At 74.2% G+C, this 25,687-nt stretch carries 26 protein-coding genes; 7 read left to right on the forward strand and 19 right to left on the reverse strand.

Features of this window, described 5'->3' with window-relative positions:
* Positions 1–117: 117 nt before the first annotated feature.
* The 4 genes from ACF1AK_RS00965 to hisI all read right to left on the reverse strand — a co-directional run bounded on the left by ACF1AK_RS00965 (position 118) and on the right by hisI (position 3,239).
* Complete coding sequence (locus tag ACF1AK_RS00965) at positions 118–762, reverse strand: TIGR02234 family membrane protein (protein WP_391496653.1); 645 nt, start codon at positions 760–762, stop codon at positions 118–120.
* 20 nt (positions 763–782) lie between these two features.
* Positions 783–1,229 (reverse strand): hypothetical protein, encoded by a 447-nt coding sequence (locus ACF1AK_RS00970; protein WP_387673408.1) that lies wholly within the window; start codon positions 1,227–1,229, stop codon positions 783–785.
* Between the two features lie 67 nt (positions 1,230–1,296).
* Entirely contained in the window at positions 1,297–2,811 is a 1,515-nt protein-coding gene (locus ACF1AK_RS00975; RefSeq protein ID WP_391496654.1) for an anthranilate synthase component I, read from the reverse strand.
* A gap of 56 nt (positions 2,812–2,867) precedes the next feature.
* The gene (gene hisI / locus ACF1AK_RS00980; protein ID WP_391496655.1) at positions 2,868–3,239 is read right to left on the reverse strand and encodes a phosphoribosyl-AMP cyclohydrolase; all 372 of its coding nucleotides are present in this window, start codon (positions 3,237–3,239) and stop codon (positions 2,868–2,870) included.
* Positions 3,240–3,407: 168 nt separating this feature from the next.
* On the opposite strand from hisI, the gene ACF1AK_RS00985 reads away from it, so the two are divergent.
* The 3 genes from ACF1AK_RS00985 (at position 3,408) to ACF1AK_RS00995 (ending at position 5,681) form a co-directional block, all read left to right on the forward strand.
* Positions 3,408–4,052: a hypothetical protein gene (locus tag ACF1AK_RS00985; protein WP_391496656.1), complete on the forward strand. Its 645-nt coding sequence runs from the start codon at positions 3,408–3,410 to the stop codon at positions 4,050–4,052.
* An 82-nt stretch (positions 4,053–4,134) separates the two neighbouring features.
* Positions 4,135–4,773 carry a TIGR03085 family metal-binding protein gene (locus ACF1AK_RS00990; protein ID WP_391496657.1) on the forward strand — a complete coding sequence of 213 codons (639 nt, stop codon included), beginning with the start codon at positions 4,135–4,137 and terminating at the stop codon, positions 4,771–4,773.
* 122 nt (positions 4,774–4,895) lie between these two features.
* Entirely contained in the window at positions 4,896–5,681 is a 786-nt protein-coding gene (locus tag ACF1AK_RS00995; protein ID WP_391496658.1) for a VOC family protein, read from the forward strand.
* 244 nt (positions 5,682–5,925) lie between these two features.
* Here ACF1AK_RS00995 and hisF read toward each other — a convergent pair whose 3' ends face one another.
* The 8 genes from hisF to hisD are packed head-to-tail and all read right to left on the reverse strand — an operon-like array spanning position 5,926 to position 11,698.
* Positions 5,926–6,696: an imidazole glycerol phosphate synthase subunit HisF gene (hisF, locus tag ACF1AK_RS01000; RefSeq protein ID WP_391496659.1), complete on the reverse strand. Its 771-nt coding sequence runs from the start codon at positions 6,694–6,696 to the stop codon at positions 5,926–5,928.
* The gene (locus tag ACF1AK_RS01005; RefSeq protein ID WP_391496660.1) at positions 6,693–7,133 is read right to left on the reverse strand and encodes a Rid family hydrolase; all 441 of its coding nucleotides are present in this window, start codon (positions 7,131–7,133) and stop codon (positions 6,693–6,695) included. Before ACF1AK_RS01005 ends, hisF begins: the two co-directional genes overlap by 4 nt.
* Positions 7,130–7,855 (reverse strand): bifunctional 1-(5-phosphoribosyl)-5-((5-phosphoribosylamino)methylideneamino)imidazole-4-carboxamide isomerase/phosphoribosylanthranilate isomerase PriA, encoded by a 726-nt coding sequence (gene priA, locus ACF1AK_RS01010; protein WP_380286808.1) that lies wholly within the window; start codon positions 7,853–7,855, stop codon positions 7,130–7,132. Before priA ends, ACF1AK_RS01005 begins: the two co-directional genes overlap by 4 nt.
* A gap of 20 nt (positions 7,856–7,875) precedes the next feature.
* The gene (gene hisH / locus ACF1AK_RS01015; RefSeq protein ID WP_391496661.1) at positions 7,876–8,511 is read right to left on the reverse strand and encodes an imidazole glycerol phosphate synthase subunit HisH; all 636 of its coding nucleotides are present in this window, start codon (positions 8,509–8,511) and stop codon (positions 7,876–7,878) included.
* A 33-nt stretch (positions 8,512–8,544) separates the two neighbouring features.
* Positions 8,545–8,697, reverse strand: coding sequence for a hypothetical protein (locus ACF1AK_RS01020; protein WP_380286810.1), 153 nt, complete (start codon positions 8,695–8,697; stop codon positions 8,545–8,547).
* Positions 8,694–9,287: an imidazoleglycerol-phosphate dehydratase HisB gene (gene hisB, locus ACF1AK_RS01025; protein ID WP_391496662.1), complete on the reverse strand. Its 594-nt coding sequence runs from the start codon at positions 9,285–9,287 to the stop codon at positions 8,694–8,696. Before hisB ends, ACF1AK_RS01020 begins: the two co-directional genes overlap by 4 nt.
* 6 nt (positions 9,288–9,293) lie before the next feature.
* Positions 9,294–10,394, reverse strand: a complete 1,101-nt coding sequence (locus ACF1AK_RS01030; protein WP_391496663.1) for a histidinol-phosphate transaminase — start codon at positions 10,392–10,394, stop codon at positions 9,294–9,296.
* Positions 10,391–11,698, reverse strand: a complete 1,308-nt coding sequence (gene hisD, locus ACF1AK_RS01035) for a histidinol dehydrogenase (RefSeq protein ID WP_391496664.1) — start codon at positions 11,696–11,698, stop codon at positions 10,391–10,393. Before hisD ends, ACF1AK_RS01030 begins: the two co-directional genes overlap by 4 nt.
* 103 nt (positions 11,699–11,801) lie before the next feature.
* Between hisD and ACF1AK_RS01040 the strand changes: the two genes are divergently transcribed.
* From ACF1AK_RS01040 to ybaK, 3 genes are read left to right on the forward strand one after another with little or no spacing between them, the layout of a single operon-like run.
* Positions 11,802–13,382: an oxidoreductase gene (locus tag ACF1AK_RS01040; protein WP_391496665.1), complete on the forward strand. Its 1,581-nt coding sequence runs from the start codon at positions 11,802–11,804 to the stop codon at positions 13,380–13,382.
* A 52-nt stretch (positions 13,383–13,434) separates the two neighbouring features.
* Positions 13,435–14,163, forward strand: coding sequence for an LON peptidase substrate-binding domain-containing protein (locus ACF1AK_RS01045; protein ID WP_391496666.1), 729 nt, complete (start codon positions 13,435–13,437; stop codon positions 14,161–14,163).
* Positions 14,164–14,177: 14 nt separating this feature from the next.
* Entirely contained in the window at positions 14,178–14,672 is a 495-nt protein-coding gene (gene ybaK, locus ACF1AK_RS01050; protein WP_391497330.1) for a Cys-tRNA(Pro) deacylase, read from the forward strand.
* A gap of 91 nt (positions 14,673–14,763) precedes the next feature.
* Here ybaK and ACF1AK_RS01055 read toward each other — a convergent pair whose 3' ends face one another.
* The 6 genes from ACF1AK_RS01055 to ACF1AK_RS01080 form a co-directional block, all read right to left on the reverse strand.
* A complete protein-coding gene (locus tag ACF1AK_RS01055) occupies positions 14,764–15,483 on the reverse strand; it encodes a hypothetical protein (RefSeq protein WP_391496667.1) in 720 nt (239 codons plus the stop codon).
* 79 nt (positions 15,484–15,562) lie between these two features.
* On the reverse strand, positions 15,563–16,375 hold the full coding sequence (locus ACF1AK_RS01060) for an ABC transporter permease (RefSeq protein WP_380286819.1): 813 nt from the start codon (positions 16,373–16,375) through the stop codon (positions 15,563–15,565).
* A complete protein-coding gene (locus ACF1AK_RS01065) occupies positions 16,372–17,370 on the reverse strand; it encodes an ABC transporter ATP-binding protein (protein ID WP_391496668.1) in 999 nt (332 codons plus the stop codon). The genes ACF1AK_RS01060 and ACF1AK_RS01065 overlap by 4 nt, the downstream gene beginning before the upstream one ends.
* 64 nt (positions 17,371–17,434) lie before the next feature.
* Positions 17,435–18,715 carry an NYN domain-containing protein gene (locus tag ACF1AK_RS01070; RefSeq protein WP_391496669.1) on the reverse strand — a complete coding sequence of 427 codons (1,281 nt, stop codon included), beginning with the start codon at positions 18,713–18,715 and terminating at the stop codon, positions 17,435–17,437.
* Between the two features lie 243 nt (positions 18,716–18,958).
* Complete coding sequence (locus ACF1AK_RS01075) at positions 18,959–19,987, reverse strand: aspartate-semialdehyde dehydrogenase (protein ID WP_391496670.1); 1,029 nt, start codon at positions 19,985–19,987, stop codon at positions 18,959–18,961.
* A 97-nt stretch (positions 19,988–20,084) separates the two neighbouring features.
* Positions 20,085–20,975 carry a dihydrodipicolinate synthase family protein gene (locus ACF1AK_RS01080; RefSeq protein WP_391496671.1) on the reverse strand — a complete coding sequence of 297 codons (891 nt, stop codon included), beginning with the start codon at positions 20,973–20,975 and terminating at the stop codon, positions 20,085–20,087.
* Positions 20,976–21,047: 72 nt separating this feature from the next.
* Here ACF1AK_RS01080 and ACF1AK_RS01085 point away from each other — a divergent pair, with 72 nt between their 5' ends.
* Positions 21,048–21,935, forward strand: a complete 888-nt coding sequence (locus ACF1AK_RS01085; RefSeq protein WP_391496672.1) for a LysR family transcriptional regulator — start codon at positions 21,048–21,050, stop codon at positions 21,933–21,935.
* Positions 21,936–21,968: 33 nt separating this feature from the next.
* Here the strand turns inward: ACF1AK_RS01085 and dnaE are convergent, their stop codons facing one another.
* A complete protein-coding gene (gene dnaE, locus ACF1AK_RS01090) occupies positions 21,969–25,514 on the reverse strand; it encodes a DNA polymerase III subunit alpha (protein WP_391496673.1) in 3,546 nt (1,181 codons plus the stop codon).
* Positions 25,515–25,687 lie beyond the last annotated feature (173 nt).

A 25,687-nucleotide genomic window follows, 5' to 3' on the forward strand; every position in this document is an offset into this window, starting at 1 on the left:
TTGACGTGTCCCATGGACGTCTCCATTGTGCCGGGCCACACACCGGCGTCCCAAAGGGGGTGGCGGGTCTATCGCGTCACAGTGCGCCGCCCGCGTCCGCGCCGGTCAGCGCGCCGGTCAGCGCGCCGTCGGATCCTCGCCGCGGTCCAGCGCCTTCCACAGGTCCGCCGGGCTGTCCGCGGCGGCCGTCCGCCGCTTCGCCGGCGCCTTGCCGGCCGGCGCCTCGTAGCGGCTGCCCATGGCCGGCCAGCCGCGCCCGTACCGGGCGGTCAGCAGCCCGGCCAGCGCCAGCAGCAGCCCGCCCAGCAGCGCCACCCACGGCCAGCCGGTGTGCCCGACCCCGGTCGCGGCCGAGCCGGTGAGCGCGAGCTTGCGGGCCGCCTCGGCGTCCAGCGCGGCGGTGTCCCCGGCGCCCGCCGCGGCGGCGGCCGCCGCGCCCAGCCCGGCCAGCACGGTCAGTGCCCCCACCGCGATCCGGCCGGCGCCGCGCACCGCGAACACCGCCACCGCCGCCGCCAGCGCCACCAGCGCCAGCCCGGCGGGCAGTTCGGAGATCTTCCCGCCGGTGACGGAGACCTCCAGGGTCCCCGCCGTCCCCTCGGCCCAGATCCGGCCGGCGGCGGTCAGCACCAGCACCGCGCCCAGCACGGTGAGCAGCAGCATCACCCCGAGGGTGCGCCGCCCGGCCCGCGCGGCGGGCGCGGGCGCGGCGGCGGGGCCGGGGTCGGCGGGCACGGGGTCGGCAGGGGCTTCGGCGCTCACCGTTCCAGTGTCCCCCGTCCTCACCCCGCCGCCGCACCCGGGGTGGGCGGCTCGGTGGGGAAGTCGCCGGTCTCCAGCACCAGCGTCCGCTCCCCCAGCGGCAGGAACAGGTCGTTGCCGAAGGGCACCCGCTCCGCCTCCCGGTACCCGGTGCCGGGCAGCGGACGGCTGTGCACCGTGCAGACCCCCTCCGCCGGGTCCACCACGACGTACAGCGGGACGCCCGCGGCGGCGTGGAAGCGGTGGCGTTCGGCCCGTTCCGGCGCCGGGAGCACGTCCAGCACCACCAGCGCGTCCACCGCCCGGTAGTGCCCGGCCGGGTCCGGCACCGCCCCGGGGGCGAGCAGCACGAGCGCGGCCGCCCGCCCCTCCAGGCGCACGTCCGCGAGGACGCCGCCGTGGCCGCCCGGCTGCCGCACCAGCTGCTCCCTGGCGGCGGTCACGATCCGCCGCTGCACGTCCGGCATCCTGCTGTCCCTTTCCGCTGCGGCGGCCCCCGCGGACTGCGCGGGGGCCCACGTCCTGGGGCGTGTCCTACGGCCTACGCAGCGTATTCGCCGTGGCGACCGCGCGCAGGACGGCGGCGGCCTTGTTGCGGCATTCGGTGTCCTCGCCGTGCGGGTCGGAGTCGGCCACCACACCGGCGCCGGCCTGGACGTACGCCGTGCCGTCGCGCAGCACCGCGGTGCGGATCGCGATCGCGGTGTCGGAGTCCCCGGCGAAGTCCAGGTAGCCGACGCAGCCGCCGTACAGGCCGCGGCGGGTGGGTTCCAGTTCCTCGATGATCCGCATCGCCCGCGGCTTGGGCGCGCCGGACAGGGTGCCGGCCGGGAAGCAGGCGGTCAGCACGTCGAAGGCGGTCCGGCCCTCGGCGACCTTGCCGGTCACCGTGGAGACGATGTGCATGACGTGGCTGTAGCGCTCGATGTGCATGAAGTCGACGACCTCGACGCTGCCCGGCTCGCAGACCCGCCCGAGGTCGTTGCGCCCGAGGTCGACCAGCATCAGGTGCTCGGCGCGCTCCTTGGGGTCGGCGAGCAGTTCGGCGGCCAGCTCGGCGTCCTCGTGCGGGGTGGCGCCGCGGTGGCGGGTGCCGGCGATCGGGTGCAGCATCGCCGCGCCGTCGGTGACCTTGACCAGCGCCTCCGGGCTGGAGCCGACCACGTCGAAGCCGCCCTCGGCGCCGCCGTCCGGGCCGGGGAAGCGGAACAGGTACATGTACGGGCTCGGGTTGGTGGTGCGCAGCACCCGGTAGACGTCGAGCGCGGAGGCCGGGCAGGGCGCCTCGAACCGCTGCGAGGGCACCACCTGGAACGCCTCGCCGGCCCGGATCCGCTCCTTGATCTCCTCCACCGCGGCCCGGTAGGGCTCCCCGCCGAACGGCGAGCGGACCTCGCCGGGGCCGCTCGGGGTGAAGGTGGCCAGGCCCGGGTCGACCGGCTTGAGCAGGTCGGCCTCCATCGCGTCGAGCCGGGCGACGGCATCCGCGTGGGCCTCGTCGACGCCGCTCGCCAGGTCGTTGTGGTTGACCGCGTTGGCGATCAGCAGCACGGTGCCGTCGGCGTGGTCGAGCACCGCGAGGTCGGTGGCGAGCAGCAGGGTCAGCTCGGGCAGCTTGAGGTCGTCCGGGTTGAGGTCCGGCAGCTTCTCCAGCCGGCGCACCACGTCGTAGCCGAGGTAGCCGACCAGGCCGCCGGTGAGCGGGGGCAGGCCGTCGTCGGCGTGGCGCGGGGTGTGCAGGGCCCGCAGCGCGGCGCGCAGCACCTCCAGCGGGTCGCCGGTGGTGGGGATGCCGACCGGCGGGGTGCCGAGCCAGCGGGCGTCGCCGTCCGGGCCCGCGGTCAGGGCGGCGGCGCTGCGCACGCCGACGAAGGAGTAGCGCGACCAGCTGCGGCCCTGCTCGGCGGACTCCAGCAGGAAGGTGCCGGGGCGCTCGGCGGCGAGGCTGCGGTAGAGGCCGATCGGGGTGAGGCCGTCCGCGAGGAGCCTGCGGGTGACCGGGATGACCCGGGTGTCGACGGCGAGCTTGCGGAAGGCTTCGAGGTCCATGGCGGGCGGCACCTTACGACGGAGGGACGGAAGGGGTGGGTCGGCCGGGCGGGCGGTCAGCCGAGCGGGAGCACGCCGGCGTCGAAGCAGGTGCGGTCGCCGGTGTGGCAGGCCGCACCGGTCTGGTCCACCTTGACCAGCAGGGTGTCGCCGTCGCAGTCCAGCGCGACCGACCTGACCTGCTGGACGTGGCCGGAGGTGTCGCCCTTCACCCAGTACTCCCGGCGGCTGCGGCTCCAGTAGGTGCAGCGGCCGGTGGTGAGGGTGCGGTGCAGCGCCTCGTCGTCCATCCAGCCGAGCATCAGCACCTCGCCGGTGTCGTACTGCTGCGCGACGGCCGGGAGCAGGCCGTCCTCGGTGCGCTTGAGCCGGGCGGCGATCTCGGGGGCCAGGGCGGTGGAACCGGGGGCGGCGGGTGAGGTGGGCATGGGGCCATTGTGTCAGCCCGGTCCGGGCCGCCGGGCAGCCGTCCGGATCGCGGCCGGGCCCCGCGGGCCACGGCGGGCGGGGCCGCCGGGCGCCGGGCCGACCATCCGATCGAACGAGTTGTGGAAACCGCCTGCCGCACGGCCCCGCTCTGCGCCATTCTCGTGGTCATGACCTCCGAGCAGCGCGCTTCCGGACCGGCCGGACCGCCGGACGACGGCGACGACGACCGCCCCCGCCCCGGGGGCACCTCCGACACCCGGCCGTCCCGGGGCCTGCTGATCGCCGTCGCGGCGGTGCTGGCGGTCCTGCTCGCGGTGGTGGCGACGGTCCTGCTGTGGCCCGAGGACGAGCCGGCGCCCGAGCCGCCTCCGCCCTCCCCCACCACGGCCACGCCGGCGCCCACTCCCACGCCGTCCCCGACGCCCACCCCGACGCCGACGCCGGCCCCGGCCAAGGTGGTGCCGTACAGCTTCTTCCCCGTCGGCAGTTGCCTGGACCACCCGCAGCTGAGCAAGACCGTCACCAAGCCGGAGCCCCGCCCCTGCGAGGAGAAGCACGACGGCGAGGCGATCGCCGACCAGCTGCTGCCCGAGGGGCTGTCCGGCGACTACCAGGTCGCCGGCGCGATGCGGGACGGCTGCAAGGAGGCCCAGGCCGCCGCCGAGGCCCGGCAGGGCGGCGGCGGGCCGTACTACAGCTATCCGGTGGGCCCGAGCTACACCTTCTACCAGCAGGGCTGGCGGGACTACACCTGCATCCTGACGGCGAGCAACCGCCCCGGCTCCACGAAGCTGAGCGGGCAGCTGCGCTGACCCGGCGTCAGCCCGCCGGGGGCGGGCGGCCGATCGCCGCGGACCCGGGAACGATCAACGCGGCAGACCCTAGGGTGGAGGCATGTCGAACCACGCCCACGCCGAGCGCCACCGTCTGGCCGAACTGCTGGCCGCCGCCGGGCCGGACGCGCCCACCCTCTGCGCCGGGTGGTCCACCCGGGACCTCGCCGCCCACCTGGTGATCCGCGAGCGGCGGCCGGACGCCGCCGCCGGCATCCGGATCGGGCCGCTGGCGGGCTGGACCCGCCGGGTGCAGGAGTCGTACGCCGAGCGGCCCTACGAGGAGCTGGTCCGCCTGTTCCGCTCCGGCCCGCCGGTCCTCTCGCCGTTCTCCCTGCCCGGCGCGGACGAGGCGGCCAACACCGTCGAGTACTACGTGCACGCCGAGGACGTCGCCCGGGCCGGTGACGGCCCCGGGCCGCAGCCCGTGCCGCCCGGCCGGGCCGAGGCGCTCTGGCGCCGGCTGCCGCTGATCGCCCGGCTGGAGGCGGGCCGCCGCTCCCCGGTGCGGCTGGAGCTGAGCCGCCCGGACGGCACCAGTCTGACCGTCGGCCCGGCCGGTCAGCCGCCGGTGCGGATCACCGGGGAGCCGGGCGAGCTGCTGCTCTTCGTCTACGGCCGCGGCGCCCGCGCCGAGCTGACGGTGGACGGCGCCCCGGACGCCGTCGAGGCGCTGCGCCACGTCCTGCCGCTCCCGTAGCCGGCCGCCCCGGCTGCGGATGTCGGTGGCGGGGTGCAGACTCGCAGGTGGCAGTGGCCGGGCGGGTACGCCCGCCCGGCCGGTCGTACCCGTCTCCCTGCCCCTCGAAGGGACGCGACACCATGCTCACCACCGACTTCCCCGCCGGCTCCCCCTGCTGGATCGACCTCGGCAGCCCGGACCCGGCCGCCGCCGCCACCTTCTACGGCACGGTCTTCGGCTGGACCTTCCGGTCCGCGGGCCCGGAGGCCGGCGGCTACGGCTTCCTCCAGCTGGCCGGCAGGACGGCCGCGGCCGTGGGCCCGCTCACCGAGGAGGGCGCGCACTCCGCCTGGACGACGTACTTCCGCACGCCCGACGCCGAGGCCACCGGCAAGGCCGTCGAGCAGGCCGGCGGCGCCGTGCGGGTCCCGGCCCTCGACGTGATGGACGCCGGGCGGATGGCCCAGCTGACCGACCCGCAGGGCGCCGAGTTCGCGGTCTGGCAGCCCGCCGCGGTGCCCGGTCTGGACGTCGTCTCCGAGGACGGCGCGCTGATCTGGGTCGAACTGCACACCAGCGCGGTGGACGCGGGCCACGCCTTCTACCAGAAGGTGTTCGGCTGGCGCTCCGAGGACTTCCCCGCGCCCGGCATGACGTACAAGGTGCTCTCCCCGGCCGAGGGCGATCTGCGGGCCACCGCCTTCGGCGGCATCGCCCCGGTGATGGGCGAGGCCCAGCCGCCCAGCTGGACCCCGTACTTCGGCGCCTCCGACGTGGACGGCGTGGTCTCCCGGGCCACCGGCGCCGGCGGCACCGTGCTGATGGGGCCGGAGGACGTCCCGGACGTCGGCCGGATCGCCTGGCTGGCCGATCCGTTCGGCGCCCCGTTCGCGCTGATCAAGGGCGAGCCGCCGAAGGACTCCTGACCGCTTCCGCCGCTCCGCCCCTGCGCCGTCCTCGCCGACGAGCAGCGCAGGGGCGGGCCGTGCGGCGGACGGGGCGGACGGGAGCTGGCCCGGGGGCACCCTGCTGGCCGAGCTTCGCCGCGCGGGCCCGCCCGCCGGGTCCACCACGCGCTGCACGCGCCGGCCGGGGCCTGACCGGGCCGGGCCGGCGCAGCACCACCGTGCTCTCGCTGCCCGGCCTGCCGGAGCCGGCCGAGGGGGATCCCTAACGGACCGGGTGCCCGGCCTCCCGCAGCGCGTCCTTGACCTCGCCGATCCGCAGGTCGCCGAAGTGGAAGACGCTGGCGGCCAGCACCGCGTCCGCGCCCGCCTCCACCGCCGGGGCGAAGTCGGCGAGCTTGCCGGCCCCGCCGGAGGCGATCACCGGCACCGACACGGACGCGCGGACGGCCCGGATCAGCTCCAGGTCGTAGCCGTCCTTGGTGCCGTCGGCGTCCATCGAGTTGAGCAGGATCTCGCCCGCGCCCAGCTCGGCGGCGCGCCCGGCCCACTCGACGGCGTCCAGGCCGGTGCCCTTGCGGCCGCCGTGCGTGGTGACCTCGAAGCCGGAGGCGGTCACGGTGCCCTCGGGGCAGCGGCGGGCGTCCACCGAGAGCACCAGCACCTGGCGGCCGAACCGCTGGGCGATCTCCCGGACCAGCTCGGGCCGGGCGATGGCGGCGGTGTTGACGCCGACCTTGTCGGCGCCGGCCCGCAGCAGCTTGTCGACGTCCTCGACGGCGCGGATGCCGCCGCCGACGGTCAGCGGGATGAAGACCTGCTCGGCGGTGCGGCGGACCACGTCGTAGGTGGTCTCGCGGTCGCCGGAGGAGGCGGTGATGTCGAGGAAGGTCAGCTCGTCGGCGCCCTCGGCGTCGTAGAGCTTGGCCATCTCGACCGGGTCCCCGGCGTCGCGCAGGTTCTGGAAGTTGACGCCCTTGACCACGCGGCCGGCGTCGACGTCCAGGCAGGGGATGACACGTACTGCGAGGGTCACGGCTGATTGCCTTCCAGAGCTTCCAGGGTTGCGGCGAGTCCGGCGCGGTGGGCGTCGAGTTCGATCTCGACGAGCATCCGCGAGTCGACCAGGCTCTCGACCACCACGACGGCGGCCGCCGGGCGCACCGCGCCGAAGAGCTCGTGGTGGGCACGGCCCGCCGCGTCGATGTCACGGGCGTGGGTGAGGTACATCCGGGTGCGGACCACGTCGTCCGCCGTCAGACCGTACGCGGCCAGGGCCTCCAGCGCGTTGCCGAAGGCGGCCCTCGCCTGCTCGTAGGGGTCGCCCTCGCCGGACAGCACCCCGTCCGCCAGCGGCCGGGCACCGGCCACGTGGACGTGGTCCCCGGCGGCGACCGCCTGCGACGCGCCGAGCAGGTCCTCCCAGTGCGAGAACCCGCCGAGCCGGCCGCGTACGATCCGACGTTCCGTCATCCCGAAACCGCCTCCAACGCCTCTCCCAGGGTGAACTTCTGCTCGTAGAGTGCCTTGCCCACGATGGCGCCCTCGACTCCCTCGCCGACCAGGCCGGCGATCGCCCGCAGGTCGTCCAGCGAGGAGACGCCGCCGGAGGCCACCACCGGCCGGTCGGTGGCGGCGCAGACGTCGCGCAGCAGCTGCAGGTTGGGGCCGGTCAGGGTGCCGTCCCGGTTGACGTCGGTGACCACGTAGCGGGCGCAGCCCTCGGCGTCCAGGCGGGCCAGCACGTCGAAGAGCTGGCCGCCCTCGCTGGTCCAGCCGCGGCCGCGCAGGGTGGTGCCGACCACGTCCAGGCCGACGGCGATCCGCTCGCCGTGCTCGGCGATGGCCTTGGCGACCCACTCGGGGCTCTCCAGGGCGGCGGTGCCGAGGTTGACCCGGGTGCAGCCGGTGGCCAGGGCGGCGGCCAGCGACGCGTCGTCGCGGATGCCGCCGGACAGCTCGACCTTGATGTCCAGGGTCTCGGTGATCTCGCGCACCAGGTCCCGGTTGGAGCCGGTGCCGAAGGCGGCGTCGAGGTCGACCAGGTGCAGCCACTCGGCGCCGGCGTCCTGCCAGGCGAGGGCGGCGGCGAGCGGCTCGCCGAAGGAGGTCTCGGTGCCGGAGGCGCCCTTGACCAGGCGGACGGCCTGGCCGTCCCGGACGTCGACGGCGGGCAGCAGTTCGAGGCGGCTCATGATCTGAAACTCTTCCGTCGTCAGAGGGTGCTGACCCAGTTGGTCAGCAGGGCGGCGCCGGCGTCGCCGGACTTCTCGGGGTGGAACTGGGTGGCCCACAGCGGCCCGTTCTCGACGGCCGCGACGAACGGCTGCCCGTGGGTGGCCCAGGTGACCAGCGGCGGGTTGATCCGCGCGCTGTGCGCCTCCAGCTCCCAGCTGCGCACCCCGTAGGAGTGGACGAAGTAGAAGCGGGTGTCCGCGTCCAGGCCGGCGAACATCCGGCTGCCCTCGGGGGCGTCCACGGTGTTCCAGCCCATGTGCGGCACGACCGGCGCCTCCAGCGGCTCCACCGTGCCCGGCCACTCGTCGCAGCCGGCGGTCTCCACGCCGTGCTCGACGCCCTTCTCGAAGAGGATCTGCATGCCGACGCAGATGCCCATGACCGGCCGGCCGCCGGCCAGCCGGCGCCCGATGATCCAGTCCCCGCGGACCGACTTCAGACCGCGCATGCAGGCCTCGAAGGCGCCGACGCCGGGGACGAGCAGGCCGTCGGCGTCCATCGCCGCCGCGTAGTCGGAGGTGACGGTGACGTCGGCCCCGGTCCGCTCCAGGGCGCGCTGCGCCGAGCGGAGGTTGCCCGAGCCGTAGTCGAGCACCACGACGTTCTTGCCCATGTTCAGGTGTCCAGTCTTTCGTTCGCTCGACGGTTACAGGCGCATGAGGCCCGAGCCCAGGCACATCACCGCGCCCAGGGCGAGCACGAGGATGACGCCCTTGGACTGCTTCTGCTTCCAGAACGAGATGACCCCGCCGGTCAGGAAGAGCCCGGCGAAGATGAGGACGATCGCGGCCTTGCTCACAGCGCACCCTTGGTCGACGGGAGGATGCCGGCCGCGCGCGGGTCGCGCTCGGCGGCGTAGCGCAGGGCCCGGGCCAGCGCCTTGAACTGGCACTCCACGATGTGGTGCGCGTTGCGCCCGTACGGCACGTGGACGTGCAGCGCGATCTGCGCCTGGGCCACGAAGGACTCCAGGATGTGCCGGGTCATGGTGGTGTCGTAGGTGCCGATCATCGGCGCCATCTTCTCCGGCTCGCTGTGCACCAGGTAGGGGCGGCCGGAGAGGTCGACGGTCACCTGGGCGAGCGACTCGTCCAGCGGCACGGTGCAGTTGCCGAACCGGTAGATGCCGACCTTGTCGCCGAGCGCCTGCTTGAAGGCGGCGCCGAGCGCGAGGGCGGTGTCCTCGATGGTGTGGTGGGTGTCGATGTGCAGGTCGCCGTCGGTCTTCACGGTGAGGTCGAAGAGGCCGTGGCGCCCGAGCTGGTCGAGCATGTGGTCGTAGAAGCCGACCCCCGTGGAGATGTCGGTCTTGCCGGTGCCGTCCAGGTCTATCTCGACCAGGACGGAGGTCTCCTTGGTGGTGCGCTCGACGCGTCCGATGCGGGTCATTCGGGGTTACAGCTCCTTGATCACGGTGGCGACGGCGTCCAGGAAGGCGTCGTTCTCGGCGGGGGTGCCGGCGGTGACGCGCAGCCATCCCGGAACGCCGTTGTCACGGACCAGGACGCCGTGGTCGAGGATGGCCTGCCAGACGGCGTGGGTGTCGGCGAAGCGGCCGAACTGGACGAAGTTGGCGTCCGAGTCGGTCACTTCCAGGCCGAGCCCGCGCAGCGCCTCGACCAGCCGGTCGCGCTCGTCCTTGAGCCGGCCGACGTAGCCGAGCAGGGTGTCGGTGTGCTCCAGGCAGGCCAGTGCGGTCGCCTGGGTGACGGCCGACAGGTGGTACGGCAGGCGGACCAGCTGCACCGCGTCCACCACCGCCGGGTCGGCGGCCAGGTAGCCCAGGCGCAGCCCGGCCGCGCCGAAGGCCTTGGACATGGTGCGCGAGACCACCAGGTTGGGGCGGCCCTCGATCAGCGACAGCAGCGAGGCGCGGTGCGAGAACTCGACGTAGGCCTCGTCGACCACCACCAGGCCGGGCCGGGCGGCCTGCGCGGCCTCGTACAGCCGCAGCACGGTGCCGGCGTCCACCGCGGTGCCGGTCGGGTTGTTCGGCGAGCAGACGAACACCACGTGCGGGCGGTGCTCGGCGATCGCCGCGACGGCCGCGTCCAGGTCGATGGTGAAGTCGGCGTTGCGCGGGCCGGAGATCCAGCCGGTGCCGGTGCCGCGGGAGATCAGCGCATGCATCGAGTACGAGGGCTCGAAGCCGAGCGCGGTGCGGCCAGGCCCTCCGAAGGTCTGCAGCAGCTGCTGCAGCACCTCGTTGGAGCCGTTGGCGGCCCAGACGTTCTCCCGGGCGACGGCGTGGCCGGTGGTGCGGGTGAGGTACGCCGCCAGGCCGTCGCGCAGCTCGACCGCGTCCCGGTCGGGGTAGCGGTTGAGGTTGCGGGCGGCCTCGGCGACCCGCTCGGCGATCCGGGCGACCAGTTCCCCGGGGAGCGGGTACGGGTTCTCGTTGGTGTTCAGCTGGACCGGGACGTCGAGCTGCGGGGCGCCGTAGGGCGACTGGCCGCGCAGCTCGTCCCGGACGGGGAGGTCGTCGATCTTCGTCACGCGCCCGGCACACTCCATCCGAATCGGGCCTTGATCGCGTCACCGTGACCGGGCAGGTCCTCGGCGTCCGCCAGGTTGACGACGTGCTCGGCGATGCCGGCCAGCGCCTCGCGGTCGTACTCGACGACCTGCACGCCGCGCAGGAAGGTCTGCACGGACAGCCCCGAGGAGTGGCAGGCGCAGCCGCCGGTGGGCAGCACGTGGTTGGAGCCGGCCGCGTAGTCGCCGAGCGAGACCGGGGTGAACCGGCCGAGGAAGATCGCGCCGGCGTTGCGGACCTTCGCGGCGACCGCGTGCGGGTCCCGGGTCTGAATCTCCAGGTGCTCGGCCGCGTAGGCGTTGACCACGGTCAGGCCCTGCTCCAGGTCGTCGACCAGGATGATGCCGGACTGCCGGCCGCCCAGCGCCTCGGCCACCCGCTCGCTGTGCCTGGTGCGGGCGACCTGCGCCTTCAGCTCGGCCTCGACCGCGTCGGCCAGCGCCACCGAGTCGGTGACCAGCACCGAGCCGGAGGTCGGGCCGTGCTCGGCCTGGCTGATCAGGTCGGCGGCGACGTCCACCGGGTCGGCGCTGTCGTCGGCGAGGACGGCGATCTCGGTCGGGCCGGCCTCCGAGTCGATGCCGATCCGCCCGGCGAAGTAGCGCTTGGCGGCGGCCACGTAGATGTTACCGGGGCCGGTGACCATGTTCACCGGCTCGCACTCCTCGGTGCCGAGCGCGAACATGGCGACCGCCTGGGCGCCGCCGACCGCGTACACCTCGGTGACGCCGAGCAGCGCGCAGGCCGCCAGAATGGTCGGGTGCACCCGGCCGCCGAAGGCCTTCTGCGGCGGGGAGGTCACCGCGATGCCGCGCACGCCCGCCTCCTGGGCCGGCACCACGTTCATCACAACGGAGGACGGGTAGACGGCCAGACCGCCCGGCACGTACAGCCCGACCCGGTCGACCGGCACCCAGCGCTGGGTCACCGTGCCGCCCGGCACCACCTGGGTGGTGCGGCCCTCGCGGCGCTGGTCCCCGTGCACGATGCGGGCGCGGCGGATCGACTCCTCCAGCGCGGCGCGCACCTTCGGCTCCAGCCCCTCCAGGGCCTCGGCGATCTGCCCGGCCGGCACCCGGGTGGTCTCCAGCCGCACGCCGTCGAAGCGCTCGGTGATCTCGATCAGCGCCGCGACCCCGCGATGATGCACGTCCTCGGCGATCGGACGCACCTTCTCCAGGGCGGCCGCGACGTCGAAGTCGGCACGGGGCAGCAGGTCGCGCGGGTCGTCGAGCGAGCCGCGCAGATCGATTCGAGAGATCACGCCACCCAGTGTAAGGAGTGGCCGGAACCGGCGGTCCCGCATTTCAGTCCGTGATACGAAGGGCGAGACGGCCGGGGGAGGCCGGGGACGACTGGGGGGAACCGTGACGGATCGGGCACCGGACGACTGGACGGCCGCCGAACAGGCGCTCTGGCACGCGTTCCGACACGGCCGGATCCACGATCTGCGCACCGGCGACGCGGCCGAGGACGACCCGTTCGGCGAGGCCGCCTGGGGCTCCGGGCGGACGATCCGCGCCCAGGTGCTCTCCCGTCTGCTGCTGGACGGGCCCGCCGCCGTCCCCGGCCGGGTCGCCTCGCTCAAGCTCACCGGCGCCCTGGTCACCGGGCCGCTGCGGCTGGCCGGCGGCACCATCGGGCACTACGTCGAACTGCACGACTGCCGCTTCGAGCAGAAGATCCTCATGTCCGAGGCCGAGGCCGGCACCCTGCGCCTGGTCGGCTGTCTGGTCCCCCGCCTGGAGGCCTCCCGGCTGGTCACCTCCGGGGACCTCCACCTGGCCCGCTGCCGCATCCCGCAGGGCGTCCGGCTCACCGACGCCCGGATCGGCACCGACCTGCTGCTCAACCAGGCCGTGCTGGGCGGCGACCGGTTCGGCCGGGCACTGTCCGCCGACGGCCTCGCCGTCAGCCAGGACTTCGAGGCCGAGCGGCTGGAGTCCGTCGGCGAGGTGAGCCTGCGCACCGCCCGGATCGGCGGCCGGCTCTCGCTGCGCGGCGCCCTGCTGCGGGCCGTCCCGGACAACCCCAACGCGCTCAACGCCCCCCGGATCATCGTCGGCCACACGCTGTACCTCAGCAGCTCCGCCGACCGCGGCTGGACCGACTCGCAGTCCTACTACGGCTCCGGCTACGGCCAGGTGGTCCCGCCGAACGCCGACAGCACGCCGTTCCGCGCGTACGGACGGGTCCGGCTCTCCGACGGCCGGTTCGAGAACGCCTGCCTGATCTCCGGCGCCGAGTTCCACCTCGGCGAGGGCGACGAACTGGCCCTGCGCCGGATCCAGACCCCCGAACTGCGGTTCACCTGCCGCACCCCGCCCAGTGGCACCGTCTCGCTCTCCCGCGCCCGGATCGGCAACCTCGTCGACGCCCCCGACGCCTGGCCGCAGGGCGGGCACCTCGGCCTCACCGGCTTCACCTACGAGTGCCTGCGCCCGGCCGCGCCGTTCACCGTCCAGCAGCGGATCGCCTGGCTGGAGAGCGCCTCGGTGGACTTCCAGCCCGAGTCCTACGAGCAGCTCGCCGCCGCACTGCGCCGCGACGGCGCCGACGACGACGCCCGCACGGTGCTCTACGCCAAGCAGCGCCGGCGCCGGCGCACCCTGCCGCTGCCGGCCCGGATCTGGGGCCGGGTCCAGGACGCCACCGTCGGCTACGGCTTCCGCCCCGGCCGGGCGGCGCTGTGGCTGCTGCTCGCCTGGGCGCTCGGCAGCCTCTACTTCGCCACCCACGCGCTCCAGCCGCTCAAGGCCGACGAGCGCCCGCACTGGAACCCGGTGCTGTACGCGCTCGGCCAGCTGCTGCCGGTCGTCGACCTCGGCCAGAGCGGCTGGAACCCCGGCGGCACCGCCCAGTGGGTCTCCTCCGGCCTGGTGATCGTCGGCTGGGTGCTCGCCACCACGGTCGCCGCCGGCGCCAGCCGGATGCTCCAGCGCGGCTAGCGCGGCCAGGGCCGTGAAGGCCCGGCCGGTCCGGGGAACTACGCTGTCCGCCGTGACAGAACGGCTTCCGCTCTTCCCGCTGAACACCGTGCTCTTCCCGGGCCTGGTGATGCCCCTGAACGTCTTCGAGGAGCGCTACCGCCGTCTCGTCGCCGATCTGCTGGAGCAGCCCGAGGACCGGCCGCGCCGCTTCGGCGTGCTCGCCATCAAGGACGGCCGCGAGGTCGCCCCGGTCCGCCCCGAGGACGGCCCGGCCGGCCCGCTGGCCGGCCTCGGCACCGCCACCGGCGACCCGCTGGAGGCGCTCCACCCCATCGGCTGCGTCGCCGACGTCACCTCCGTCCAGGCGCAGCCCGACGGCCGGTACGAGCTGCTGGTGACCGGGACCACCCGGTTCCGGCTGCGGTCCGTCGACGTCGCCGGCCCGTACCTCACCGGTGAGCTCGACCCCATCGAGGAGCGCACCGGCGAGGGCTCCGGCGCGCTCGCCGCCGAGGTCGAGCGGGTCTTCCGCACCTACCAGCGCCGGCTCGCCGGCGCGCGGGAGGCCAGCACGGTCGGCCGCCAGGAGCTGCCCGGGGACCCCCAGGTGCTGTCCTACCTGGTCGCCGCGGCCGCCGTCCTGGAGGTCCCGCTGAAGCAGCAGCTGCTCGCCTGCCCCGACAACGCCCAGCGGCTGCGCGCCGAGCTCGACCTGCTGCGCCGCGAGACGGCGGTGCTCAGCTGGCTGCCGTCGCTGCCCGCCGTCAACCTCACCCGCCAGTCCTTCAGCCCCAACTGATGACGGAGGCCCCCGTGGCCAAGAAGCCGAAGAAGGGCGGCCGGGGAACGCCCGCGACGGCCGCCCTGGAGAGCGCCGCCGTACCGTTCACGGTCCACTCCTACGAGCACGACCCGGCCGCCGCCTCCTACGGCGGCGAGGCCGCCGAGCTGCTCGGCGTCCCGGCCGAGCGGGTGTTCAAGACGCTGGTCGCCGACGTCGACGGCGTCCTCACCGTCGGCGTCGTCCCGGTCACCGGGCAGCTCGACCTCAAGGCCCTGGCCGCGGCGGTCGGCGGCAAGCGCGCCGCGATGGCCGACCCGGCCGCCGCCGAGCGCAGCAGCGGCTACGTCCTCGGCGGCATCTCCCCGCTGGGCCAGCGCCGCCCCCTGCGCACCGTCGTCGACGCCAGCGCCCTCGCCCACCCCACCGTCTACGTCTCCGCCGGCCGCCGCGGCCTCGAAGTCGAACTCGCGCCCGCGCACCTCGTCACCCTCACGGGCGCCCGCACCGCCCCCATCGCCCGCTGACCCTCCCGGGGCGCTCGCGGCGGGGGCGCACCGGGCGGCGCGGCGCAGGGGCCGGGGCCGCACCGTTCCCCGGCCGGCCCGCCGGGTGCCCTCAGCCCTCCCGGCGTTCCTCCGCCGGGGCCCCGGCGTCCACGGTCACGGGCCCCGGCATCCAGTACGGCGGCGGGTCCTCCTCCCGCTTCCCGAACGCCGCCGACAGCGCCAGCAGCACCACCATCGCCGCCATCGGCCACGCCAGCACCGCCCCGTACGCCCCGAGGTCGATGTCCGCCTGGAAGTGCCCGCCGTTGCCGACCCGCCGTGCCTCGGCGACCAGGTCACTGCCCGGCCCGAGCCACCGCCCGAGCCCCCAGGCCCCCACCGACGCGAGCAGCCCGCCGACCGCCAGCCCGGCCGCCACCGCGATCCCGCCGCCGCGCTTGCGGGTGACCAGGAAGGCGCCCAGCGCGGTCAGCAGTCCCATCCCCAGCCCGAGCAGCACGAACACGCTGTCGGCCCCGGCCCGCTGCTCCCCCTCCGGGTCCCCGTAGAGGATCTTGTTGCCGTCCACCACCAGCGGCACCCTGGGCGCCAGCCAGGCCCACAGCGCGCCCATCACGACCCCCAGCACCAGACAGGCCAGCACCGTGGCCGCCCCGATCCTCAGCTCGGGCAGCAGCCGCTGCACCGGCGGCTCCGCCGGCCGCGCCCCGCCGCCCGCCGGGTCCGGCCCGGGCGGCAGTGCGTACGGATCACGGAGAGCGTGCGGAGCGGGCACGGCGTCCGCCGGGGCGGCGTCCGCGGGATCCGGAGGTGTGTTCGGTACGGTCACGCCCCCATCGTTTCACGGTCGGCGGCCCCGCGGCCCGGCCACCCGCCGCCCGGGCGCCCGGGTGCCCGGCCCGGTCCGGCTACCGCCGGGTCGCCCGCCGGTACGCCCAGGTGGCGACGGCCAGCGACACCACGCCCACCCCCGCGCACACCGCGAGGTCCCCGAGCACCGCCGCCCAGTCCGGCGACGGCCGGAACGTGCGGGCGAACGCCTCCACCGCATAGGTGGACGGCAGCAGGTCGCGCAGCCACAGGACCGGCTGCGGCAGGTGGTCCACCGGCAGGACGCCGAGCAGCAGCGCCGCCGACATGCCCAGCTGGCCGAGCATGGTGGCGATCTCCTGCTTGGGCGCGAGCAGCCCGCAGGCCGCGCCGAGCCCGGAGAGCGCCGCCCCGGCCAGCGGCACCACCGCGAGCAGCACCCACAGCTGCCCGAGCGGCAGCCCGAACATCACCGCGCCGACCCCCGCCGTGACCAGTGTCCCGGGCAGGGTGAACGAGGCGAACGCGGCGGCCGCGCCGAGCACCACGGAGGCGGCCGGCACCGGCAGCGTCGCGTAGTGGTCCAGCCCGCCGCTGGCCCGCAGCCGGCCGAAGTACTGGGCGAGCAGGTTGAGCGCCACGAAGGCGACCACCAGCACGCTGGAGCCGGACACCACGTAGCGGGCGGCCGAGGTCTGCCCGGCGTCGACGACGCCCCGCATCATCACCAGGATGCCGAGCGACTGGAAGGTGGCCACGAACAGCAGCGGGATCCGCGCCACCCGGGCGCGGGCGAGCTGCGCCCGGTAGACGGCGGCGAGGGCGGGCAGCAGCCGGGCGGCGGGGGCGAGCGGGGCGGGCCCGCCGGCCGCGTCCGGGGTGGTCCGCGGCGGTGCCGAGAGCAGCGTCACTTGGCCAGTCCTCCGTGGCGGCCGCCCAGCTTGAGGTAGGCGTCCTCAAGGCTCGGGGTGGCCAGGGTGAAGTCGTCCAGGGCGGCGAAGGCCGGGCCGGTGGTGACGGCGGCGACCAGTTCGCGGGCCTGCTCGGGGGTGGTGCGCACGGTCCAGCGGCGGCCGGTGCGCTCGGCCCGTTCGGCGAGCGCCGCCACCGCGGGGACGGCCAGCGGGGCCTCGTCCCGCCAGACCAGGTCGAGCCGGACGTCGCCGTCGACCAGCGCCTTCAGGCCGCCGGGGGTGTCGCAGGCGATCACCCGGCCGTCGTCGATCACGGCGACCCGGTCGAGCACGGTCTCCGCCTCGATCACGTTGTGGGTGACCAGCAGCACGGTGGTGGAACGCTCGGCCCGGCGGCGTTCGACCGCCGACCAGACGGCGCGCCGGGCGACCGGGTCCATGCCGGTGGTGGGCTCGTCCAGGACGAGCAGCGGGCGGTCGCCGACCAGGGCGGCGGCGAAGCAGGCGAGCCGGCGCTGACCGCCGGAGAGCTTGGCGAGCGGCCGGTGGGCCAGTGGCTCCAGGGCGAGCTCGGCGATCACCTCCTCGGCGGCGGCGCGGGCCGCTGCCCGGCTCAGGCCGCGCAGCCGGCCGGTGGTCTCGGCGGCGAGGGCGACGGTCAGCTCGTCGAGCGCGGTGGACTCCTGGCCGAGGTAGCCGAGCAGCCGGGCGGCCCGTTCGGGGTGCCGGACCACGTCGTGGCCGAGGATCTCGATGCTGCCGGAGTCGGGGCGCAGCAGTCCGGTGAGCTGGCGGACCAGGGTGGACTTGCCCGCGCCGTTGGGTCCGAGCAGGCCGAAGATCTCACCCTGCCGGACGGTCAGGGTGATGCCGTCGTTGGCCCGGATCCCCGCGGCGGAGGCGCCGCGCCCGGCGCGGTACGTCCGGACCAGGTCGCGTACGGCACAGCACGGCGAGGTCTCCTGGGGTGCCCGCCCTGCCGACTCACTCACGACCGGAGACTCTACGCGGTGCAACGGGCGAACCGGACAACGGGGCCCCGGCCGCCCGGCCCGGTCAGTCGTCGACGACCGCGTCCCCGCCGGGGACGCGGGCGGCGAGCTCCTTCCAGAAGCCCGCCCGGATCGCGTAGCGGTCGTGCTCGTCGATCTGGTCGTCCTTGTGGGCGAGCAGCCCGAAGCGGGCGGCGTAGCGCAGCAGCTCGCCGTCGACCCGGTGCGGGATGCGCGGGTAGCCGGGCCACAGCACGGTGAGCCGTTCGACGTCGCCGATCCGGCTGGTCCAGCGGCGGGCGAAGACCTGGCCGACCTCGTGGGCGTCGCCGCCGATGGAGGTGATGTCCTCCTCGCGGTCGGCCCAGCGCTGCTCGGCGGTGGTGAGCTGGGCGAGGGTGGGCAGGCCGTCGCCGGCGGTGACGGCGGGCTCGGTGGCCGGCCGGTCGATCCAGCCCCGGTCGGAGGACCAGCGCAGCACCGGGCCGCTCTGCGGATGGCCGTTCTGCTGCTGGGCGACGGCGGCCTGGCGGTCCGCGCTGCGCCCGGCGAGGTCCTTGGGGGTGGGGACGACCTTGAGCCCGGCGGCGGCCGGCTGGGGGCTCCCGTTGACGGCGGGGACGGCCGTGGCGGCGGTGGCGGCGACGGCGACGGCGGGCTCGTCCTCGGCGGGACGGCCGGGCACCTGGGCGGCGGGCAGCGGGCCGGGCAGGGCGCCGGGGGGCGCCGCGGGCGGCGCGGCGAGGATCTTGGCGATGTCGTGCCGGGCTCCGGGGCCGGGGAAGACGCTGGAGGTGTCGCGGAGGCTGAACGACCCCTCGATCCACTCGCGGTCCAGCACCCGCCGCTCGTCGGCCTCGCCGACGAGGTCCTCCGACTGGTTGAAGTCGCCGTCGGCGGCCTGCAGGGCCCAGAGGTGGACGACGACGCCGTGCTCCTTGGCGGACATCATCCCGGGCAGCAGATCGCCGTCGCCGGTGATCAGCACGACCTCGGCGCAGGCCCGGTTGCGGGCGAGTTCGGAGAGTTCGGCGTGCATCGCGGCGTCGACGCCCTTCTGCACCCAGCGGCCCTCGGCCCGGGTGAGCGCGCCGAGCCGCACGGTGACCCGGGGCAGCACCCGCAGCCGCCGGTGCTCGGGCATCGGGCGCCGTTCGGGCGCGGCGTCGAACCAGTAGATCCGCAGCAGTGGCAGGCCGGTCTCGGCCTCGGCGCGCTCGCGCAGGGCGGCGATCAGCGCGGTGTGGTCGACGGTGACCTTGGAGCGGGAGGGGTCACCGGCGAGCAGGCTCGCGGCGGCGCCCAGCAGGTATCCGGCGTCCACCAGGACGACACAGCGGTCCATCGCGCACCTCTTTCCGCTCGCCCTCGGGTGGGGCTCCGCCGGGGCCGACGGTGCCGGGGTGGGCGCGGTGCGCCCGGCCCGGACGGAGTGGGGTGAGGGGGTGCCCGCGACCGCCCGGTCATTGCGTCACCTTTTTCCCCGGGATCCGCCCCCCGAACCTCGGCCGTCTCCGGCTTTCCCCCACACGGCACGAGGGGCCCCGTCCGATCCGGACGGGGCCCCTCCCGGTGCGGGTGCGCCCGCTCAGCCCTTGAGCTCGGCGGCGACCAGCTCGGCCAGCTGGACGGCGTTGAGCGCGGCGCCCTTGCGCAGGTTGTCGTTGGAGACGAACAGCGACAGGCCGTTCTCCACCGTCTCGTCGACGCGGATCCGGCCGACGTAGCTCGGGTCCTGGCCCGCGGCCTGGAGCGGGGTGGGGATCTCGCTCAGCTCGACGCCCGGGGCGCCGGCGAGCAGCTCGGCCGCGCGCTCGGGGCTGATCGGGCGCTCGAAGCGGGCGTTGATCTGCAGCGAGTGGCCGGAGAAGACCGGGACGCGCACGCAGGTGCCGGCCACCTTGAGCTCGGGGATGCCGAGGATCTTGCGGCTCTCGTGGCGGAGCTTCTGCTCCTCGTCGGTCTCGTTGGAGCCGTCCTCGACGATCGAGCCGGCCAGCGGGACGACGTTGAAGGCGATCGGGCGGCGGTAGACCTTGGGCTCGGGGAAGTCCACGGCCGAGCCGTCGTGGGCGAGTGCGGCGGCGCCGTCCACGACCTTGGCGGCCTGGTCCTGGAGCTCGGCCACGCCGGCCACGCCGCTGCCGGACACGGCCTGGTAGGTGGAGACGACGAGGGCGGCCAGGCCGGCCTCCTCGTGCAGCGGGCGCAGCACGGGCATGGCGGCCATCGTGGTGCAGTTCGGGTTGGCGATGATGCCCTTGGGGCGGTTCGCGACCGCCCCGGGGTTGACCTCGGAGACGACCAGCGGGACCTCGGGGTCGCGGCGCCAGGCGGAGGAGTTGTCGATGACGACGGCGCCGGCGGCGGCGACCCGGGGGGCGAGCGCCTTGGAGGTGGCACCGCCGGCCGAGAAGATCACGATGTCCAGGCCGGCGTAGTCGGCCGTGGCGGCGTCCTCGACGGTGACCTCGGTGCCCTTCCAGGGCAGCGTGCGCCCGGCCGAGCGGGCCGAGGCGAACAGCCGCAGCTGCTCCACCGGGAGGTCGCGCTGGGCCAGGATCTCGCGGACCACGCCGCCGACCTGACCGGTGGCCCCGACAATGCCGATCTTCATCCGACTACTCCTCATTGATCATGCTACTCACAGCCGCACTCCGCCCATCATGCCTTGTCACCGTGATCGGACGGCCTTGCATTCCACCCAGTGGGCGCTAGAGGTCCAGACCATTCGCCAGTTCCAGCGCCCGCGCGACCTCGTCCGGCCCGGCCGGCAGCAGCGGCAGCCGGACGTCCGGCGTCGGGATCAGCCCCTGCGCGTGCAGCACGCCCTTGACCACCGCCGGGTTCGGTGCGGCGAAGGCCGCCACCGCCAGGGCGGTCAGCCGGCGGCCCAGCGCCCTGGCGCGGGTCACGTCCCCGGAGCGCCACGCCCCGGCCAGCTCCACGAAGCGCGCGGTGGCCAGGTGCGCCGAGGCCAGGATGCCGCCGGCCGCGCCCAGCGCCAGCAGCGGCGCCAGGACGGCGTCGTCCCCGCCCAGCACCGAGAACCCCTGCGGCGCGCCGGCCAGCAGCTCCACCGCCGCCTGGTCCACCCCGCCGGTCGCGTACTTGACGCCCACCACGTTCGGCAGCGCGGCCAGCTCCAGCAGCGCCGCGCCGGACAGCGCCTGCCCGGTCCGGTACGGGATGTGGTAGATCACCAACGGCACCGGACTGGCCCCGGCCAGCGCCCGGAAGTGCGCGACCGTCCCGGCCTCGCCCGGCCGGACGAAGGACGGCACCGTCACCAGGGCGCCCGCCACCCCCGGCACCCGCGCGGCCAGGGCGGCCAGTTCCCCGGCGGCCGCGGCGGTGCCCGGCCCGCCCGCGCCGACCAGCAGGGGCACGCCGCGCGCGGCGCAGACCGACGCGCAGACCTCGGTGACCGCGCTCCGCTCGTCCGCGCTCAGCGCGGCCGGCTCCCCGGTGGTCCCGAGCGCGACCAGCCCGGCCGCGCCGTCGTCCAGCACCCGTCCCGCCAGCTTCTCCAGTGCGTCCAGTGCCACCGAGCCGTCGGCGGCGAACGGGGTGACCAGTGGGACGAGAATGCCTTCGAGTTCCATGCCCACGATCCTCCGGTCCGCCGATCCCCCAGGTCCAGTTCACGTTTCCGAAGCTTCTCGTAAGCTGAGCCGATGCTCGACGTCCGACGCCTGCGCCTGCTGCGCGAACTCGCCCACCTCGGCACCATCGCCGCCGTCGCCGAGGCGCTCAGCTTCAGCCCTTCGGCGGTCTCCCAGCAGCTGTCCGTCCTGGAGAAGGAGGCCGGTGTCCCGCTGCTGGAACGCACCGGCCGCCGGGTCACCCTCACCCCGGCCGGGCGCAACCTGGTCCGGCACGCCGAGGCCGTGCTCGAACGCCTGGAGCAGGCGGACGCCGAACTCGCGCACGCCCGCGAGGGGCTGGCCGGCCCGCTGCGGATCGGCACCTACCCGTCGGCGGCCCGCGCGATCATCCCCGCCGTCCTCGCCGAGCTGGCCGGCTGGCACCCGGGCCTGGAACCGATGGTCACCGAGGTCGACCCGGCCGCGGTCGCGGCGGCGCTGCGGGCGGGCGAGCTGGACGTGGCCCTGGTCCACGAGTACGACCTGGTGCCCGCCGACCCGGAGCCCGGCCTGGCGGTGACCCGGCCGGTCTTCACCGAGCCGATGTACCTGGCGGCCCGCGTCCCCGGCGCCGTCGCCGACCAGCGCACCGAGCCGTGGATCCTGGCCCCGCCCGGCACCCTGTGCCACAGCATGGCCGTCCGGGCCTGCGAGGCCGCCGGCTTCGCGCCCCGGATCCGCCACCAGATCGACGACTTCGCCACCGTGCTCGCCCTGGTCGCGGCCGGCCAGGGGGTCGCGCTGGTCCCGCACCTCGGCACCGACCGGCCCCCGCCGGGGGTCGTCCTCACCCGGCTGCCGATGTACCGCCGCACCCGTGCGGCCTTCCGCGCCGGCGCCGGAGCCCACCCGGCGATCTCCGCCTTCGTCTCCGCCCTGCACACCGCCGTCCCGGCCCCGCTGCGCAACTCCGCGTAGCGGCGGGGCGCGGCGGGGCCGGGACGGCGGGGGTCAGCCCGTCCCGTTGCCCGCCAGGCAGCTCGGGCCGAGCAGCTGCTTCAGGTCCCCGAACAGCGCCGGGTCCGACTTCACCCGGTGCCGGTCGAGCCGCAGCACCGTCGTCTTGCTGCGCGCCTCCAGCCGGACCCGCACCTCCGTGGTCCCCCGGTGGCTGCTCAGCACCTCGCCGAGCCGCGCCACCAGCGGGGGCGTCACCTTCCCGCTCGGGATGTTGATGATGATCGGCGCCTCGGCGTGGGCGTTCGACAGGTCCGGGACGGAGAGCTCCATCCCCATCAGCCGCGGCACGTCCTCGCGCTTGTCCAGCTTGCCGCGCACGAACACCACCGCGTCCTCGACCAGCTGCGAGGACACCAGCTGGTAGCTGGCCGGGAAGAACATGCAGTCGATCGAGCCCGCCAGGTCCTCGACCGTCGCGATCGCCCAGGCGTTGCCCTGCTTGGTCATCTTGCGCTGGAGGCCCGAGATGATGCCGCCGATGGTGACGATCGTCCCGTCCGGCCGCTCGGCGAGGTCCGCCACCGCGCAGTCCGCCTTGTCCGCGAGCACGTGCTCGATGCCGTGCAGCGGGTGCGAGGAGACGTACAGGCCGAGCATCTCCCGCTCCTGGGTGAGCAGGAAGGACTTCTCCCACTCCTCCTCGGAGAACACGACGTCCAGCCCGAAGCTCGGCTCGTCGCTCGACGCGTCGCCGCCGAACAGGTCGAACTGCCCCTCGGCCTCCTTGCGTTTGATGCCGACGACGTTGTCGATCATCGGCTCGAACTGCGCGGTCAGGCCCTTGCGGGTGTGCCCGAGCGAGTCGAAGGAGCCGGCCTTGATCAGCGATTCCACGGTCCGCTTGTTGCAGACCACCGACTCCACCTTCTCCAGGAAGTCCGGGAAGGAGGAGAACTTCCCCTTGGTCTTCCGGGTCCGGATCATCGACTCGACGACCGGACCGCCGACGTTGCGGATGGCGGTCAGGCCGAACCGGACGGTGGTGTCACCGTGCGGGGTGAAGTCCGCGTCCGACTCGTTGACGTCCGGCGGCAGGACGTTGATGCCCATCTTGCGGCACTCGTTGAGGTAGACGGCCGACTTGTCCTTGTCGTCCTTCACCGAGGTCAGCAGGCCGGACATGTACTCGGCCGGGTAGTTGGCCTTGAGGTACGCCGTCCAGTACGAGACGAGCCCGTAGCCCGCGGTGTGTGCTTTGTTGAACGCGTAGCCGGAGAAGGGGACGAGCACGTCCCAGACCGCCTGGATCGCCGCATCGGAGTAGCCGCGCTCCCGGCAGCCCTTCTGGAACGGAACGAACTCGGCCTCCAGGATCTCCTTCTTCTTCTTGCCCATCGCGCGGCGCAGCAGGTCGGCCTGGCCGAGCGAGTAGCCGGCCAGGATCTGCGCGGCCTTCTGCACCTGCTCCTGGTAGACGATCAGGCCGTAGGTGGGCCGGAGCACCTCCTCCAGGGGCTTCTCCAGCTCCGGGTGGATCGGGGTGATCTCCTGCTGGCCGTTCTTGCGCAGCGCGTAGTTGGTGTGCGAGTTGACGCCCATCGGGCCGGGCCGGTACAGCGCCAGCACCGCGGAGATGTCCTCGAAGTTGTCGGGCTTCATCAGGCGCAGCAGCGAGCGCATGGGGCCGCCGTCGAGCTGGAAGACGCCGAGCGTGTCGCCGCGCGCGAGCAGTTCGTAGGTCGGCTTGTCGTCCAGGGGCAGCTCAAGAAGGTTGATCTTGATGCCCTTGTTCTTCTCGATCGCCTTGACGGCGTCGTCCATGATCGTCAGGTTGCGCAGGCCGAGGAAGTCCATCTTGAGAAGGCCGAGGCCCTCACAGGTGGGGTAGTCGAACTGCGTGATGGTGACGCCGTCGGTGTGCCGGGTCCAGACCGGGATGTGGTCGGTCAGCGGCTCGGCGGACATGATGACGCCGGCCGCGTGCACGCCGGGCTGGCGGATCAGGCCCTCGATGCCGCGCGCGGTGTCGATCACCTTGCGCACGTCGGGGTCGGTCTCGTACAGCCCGCGGATCTCGCCGGCCTCGCTGTAGCGCGGGTGGGTCGGGTCGGTGATGCCGGACAGCGGGATGCCCTTGCCCATGACGTCCGGCGGCATCGCCTTGGTGATCCGGTCACCCATCGCGTACGGGTAGCCGAGGACCCGCGAGGAGTCCTTGATGGCGGCCTTCGCCTTGATGGTGCCGTACGTGACGATCATGGCGACCTTGTCGGATCCCCACTTCTCCGTCACGTACCGGATCACGTCACCGCGCCGGCGCTCGTCGAAGTCGATGTCGACGTCGGGCATGGAGATGCGCTCGGGGTTGAGGAAGCGCTCGAAGATGAGGCCGTGGGGGATCGGGTCGAGGTCGGTGATGCCCATGGCGTACGCGACCAGCGAGCCGGCCGCCGAACCACGGCCCGGGCCCACCGCGATGCCCTGGCCCTTCGCCCACATGATGAAGTCGGCGACCACGAGGAAGTACGCCGGGAACCCCATCTGGATGATGGTGTCCATCTCGTACTCGGCGAGCTTCTTGTGCTCCTCGTCGTACCCGTCCGGGAAGCGCCAGTCCATGCCCTCCCAGACCTTGGACCTGAAGAAGTCCGCCTCGGACTCGAAGCCCTCCGGGATCGGGAAGCGCGGCATGAGGTTGCGGAACTGGAACATGCCCTCGGTGTCGACCCGCTCGGCCACCAGCAGCTGGCTGTTGCGGCAGCCCTCCTGCCAGGCGTCCGACTGGTCCAGGGCGTACATCTCGGCGGCCGACTTGATGTAGTAGCCGGTGCCGTCGAACCGGAAGCGGTCCGGGTCGGAGAGGTTCTTGCCGGTCTGCACGCAGAGCAGCAGGTCGTGGGCTCCGGCGTCGGCCTCGGTGGTGTAGTGCGAGTCGTTGGTGACGACCGGCGGGATGCCGAGCTTCTTCCCGATCTCGATCAGCCCGTCGCGGACCCGCTTCTCGATGTCGAGGCCGTGGTCCATCAGCTCCAGGAAGTAGTTCTCCTTGCCGAAGATCTCCTGGTACTCGGCGGCCGACCGCAGCGCCTCGTCGAACTGGCCGAGGCGCAGCCGGGTCTGCAGCTCGCCGGACGGGCAGCCGGTGGTGGCCATCAGGCCGCCGGACAGCTCGGAGATCAGCTCCTTGTCCATCCGCGGCCACTTGACCAGCCAGCCCTCGGAGTAGGAGCGCGAGGTCAGCTTGAAGAGGTTGTGCAGGCCCTCCTTGTTCCGGGCCCAGATGGTCTTGTGGGTGTAGGCACCGGACGCCGAGACGTCGTCCTTCTTCTGGTGCGGCTGGCCCCACAGGATGCGCTTGGTGTTCGACCGGGACTCCGGGGCGACGTACGCCTCGATGCCGATCACCGGGGTGATGCCGGCGGCGGTGGCCTGTTTGTGGAACTCGGCCGCGCCGTACATGTTGCCGTGGTCGGTCATCGCGACATGGGTCTGGCCCAGCCGCTCGACCTCCTTGAACATCTGCTTCAGCCGGGCGGCGCCGTCCAGCATCGAGTACTCGGTGTGGACGTGCAGATGCGCGAACGGCTGATCGCTCAAGGCGGGGCCTCCGTAGGCTCGGTGCAGACAGGTGGGCCGGCGAACGCGCAGGTCACGAAGGGTGCCCGGAAACAGATGCGGTCCGAGCCGCTACCAGGGCCCGGACCAGCACTCACACGTTCACGTTCCTACTCTAGCCTCCGGACGCAGCTGTCCCCCGCCACTCGCCACGC

The organism is Kitasatospora sp. NPDC015120, from assembly GCF_043080305.1.
In the GTDB taxonomy this organism is placed as follows: domain Bacteria; phylum Actinomycetota; class Actinomycetes; order Streptomycetales; family Streptomycetaceae; genus Kitasatospora.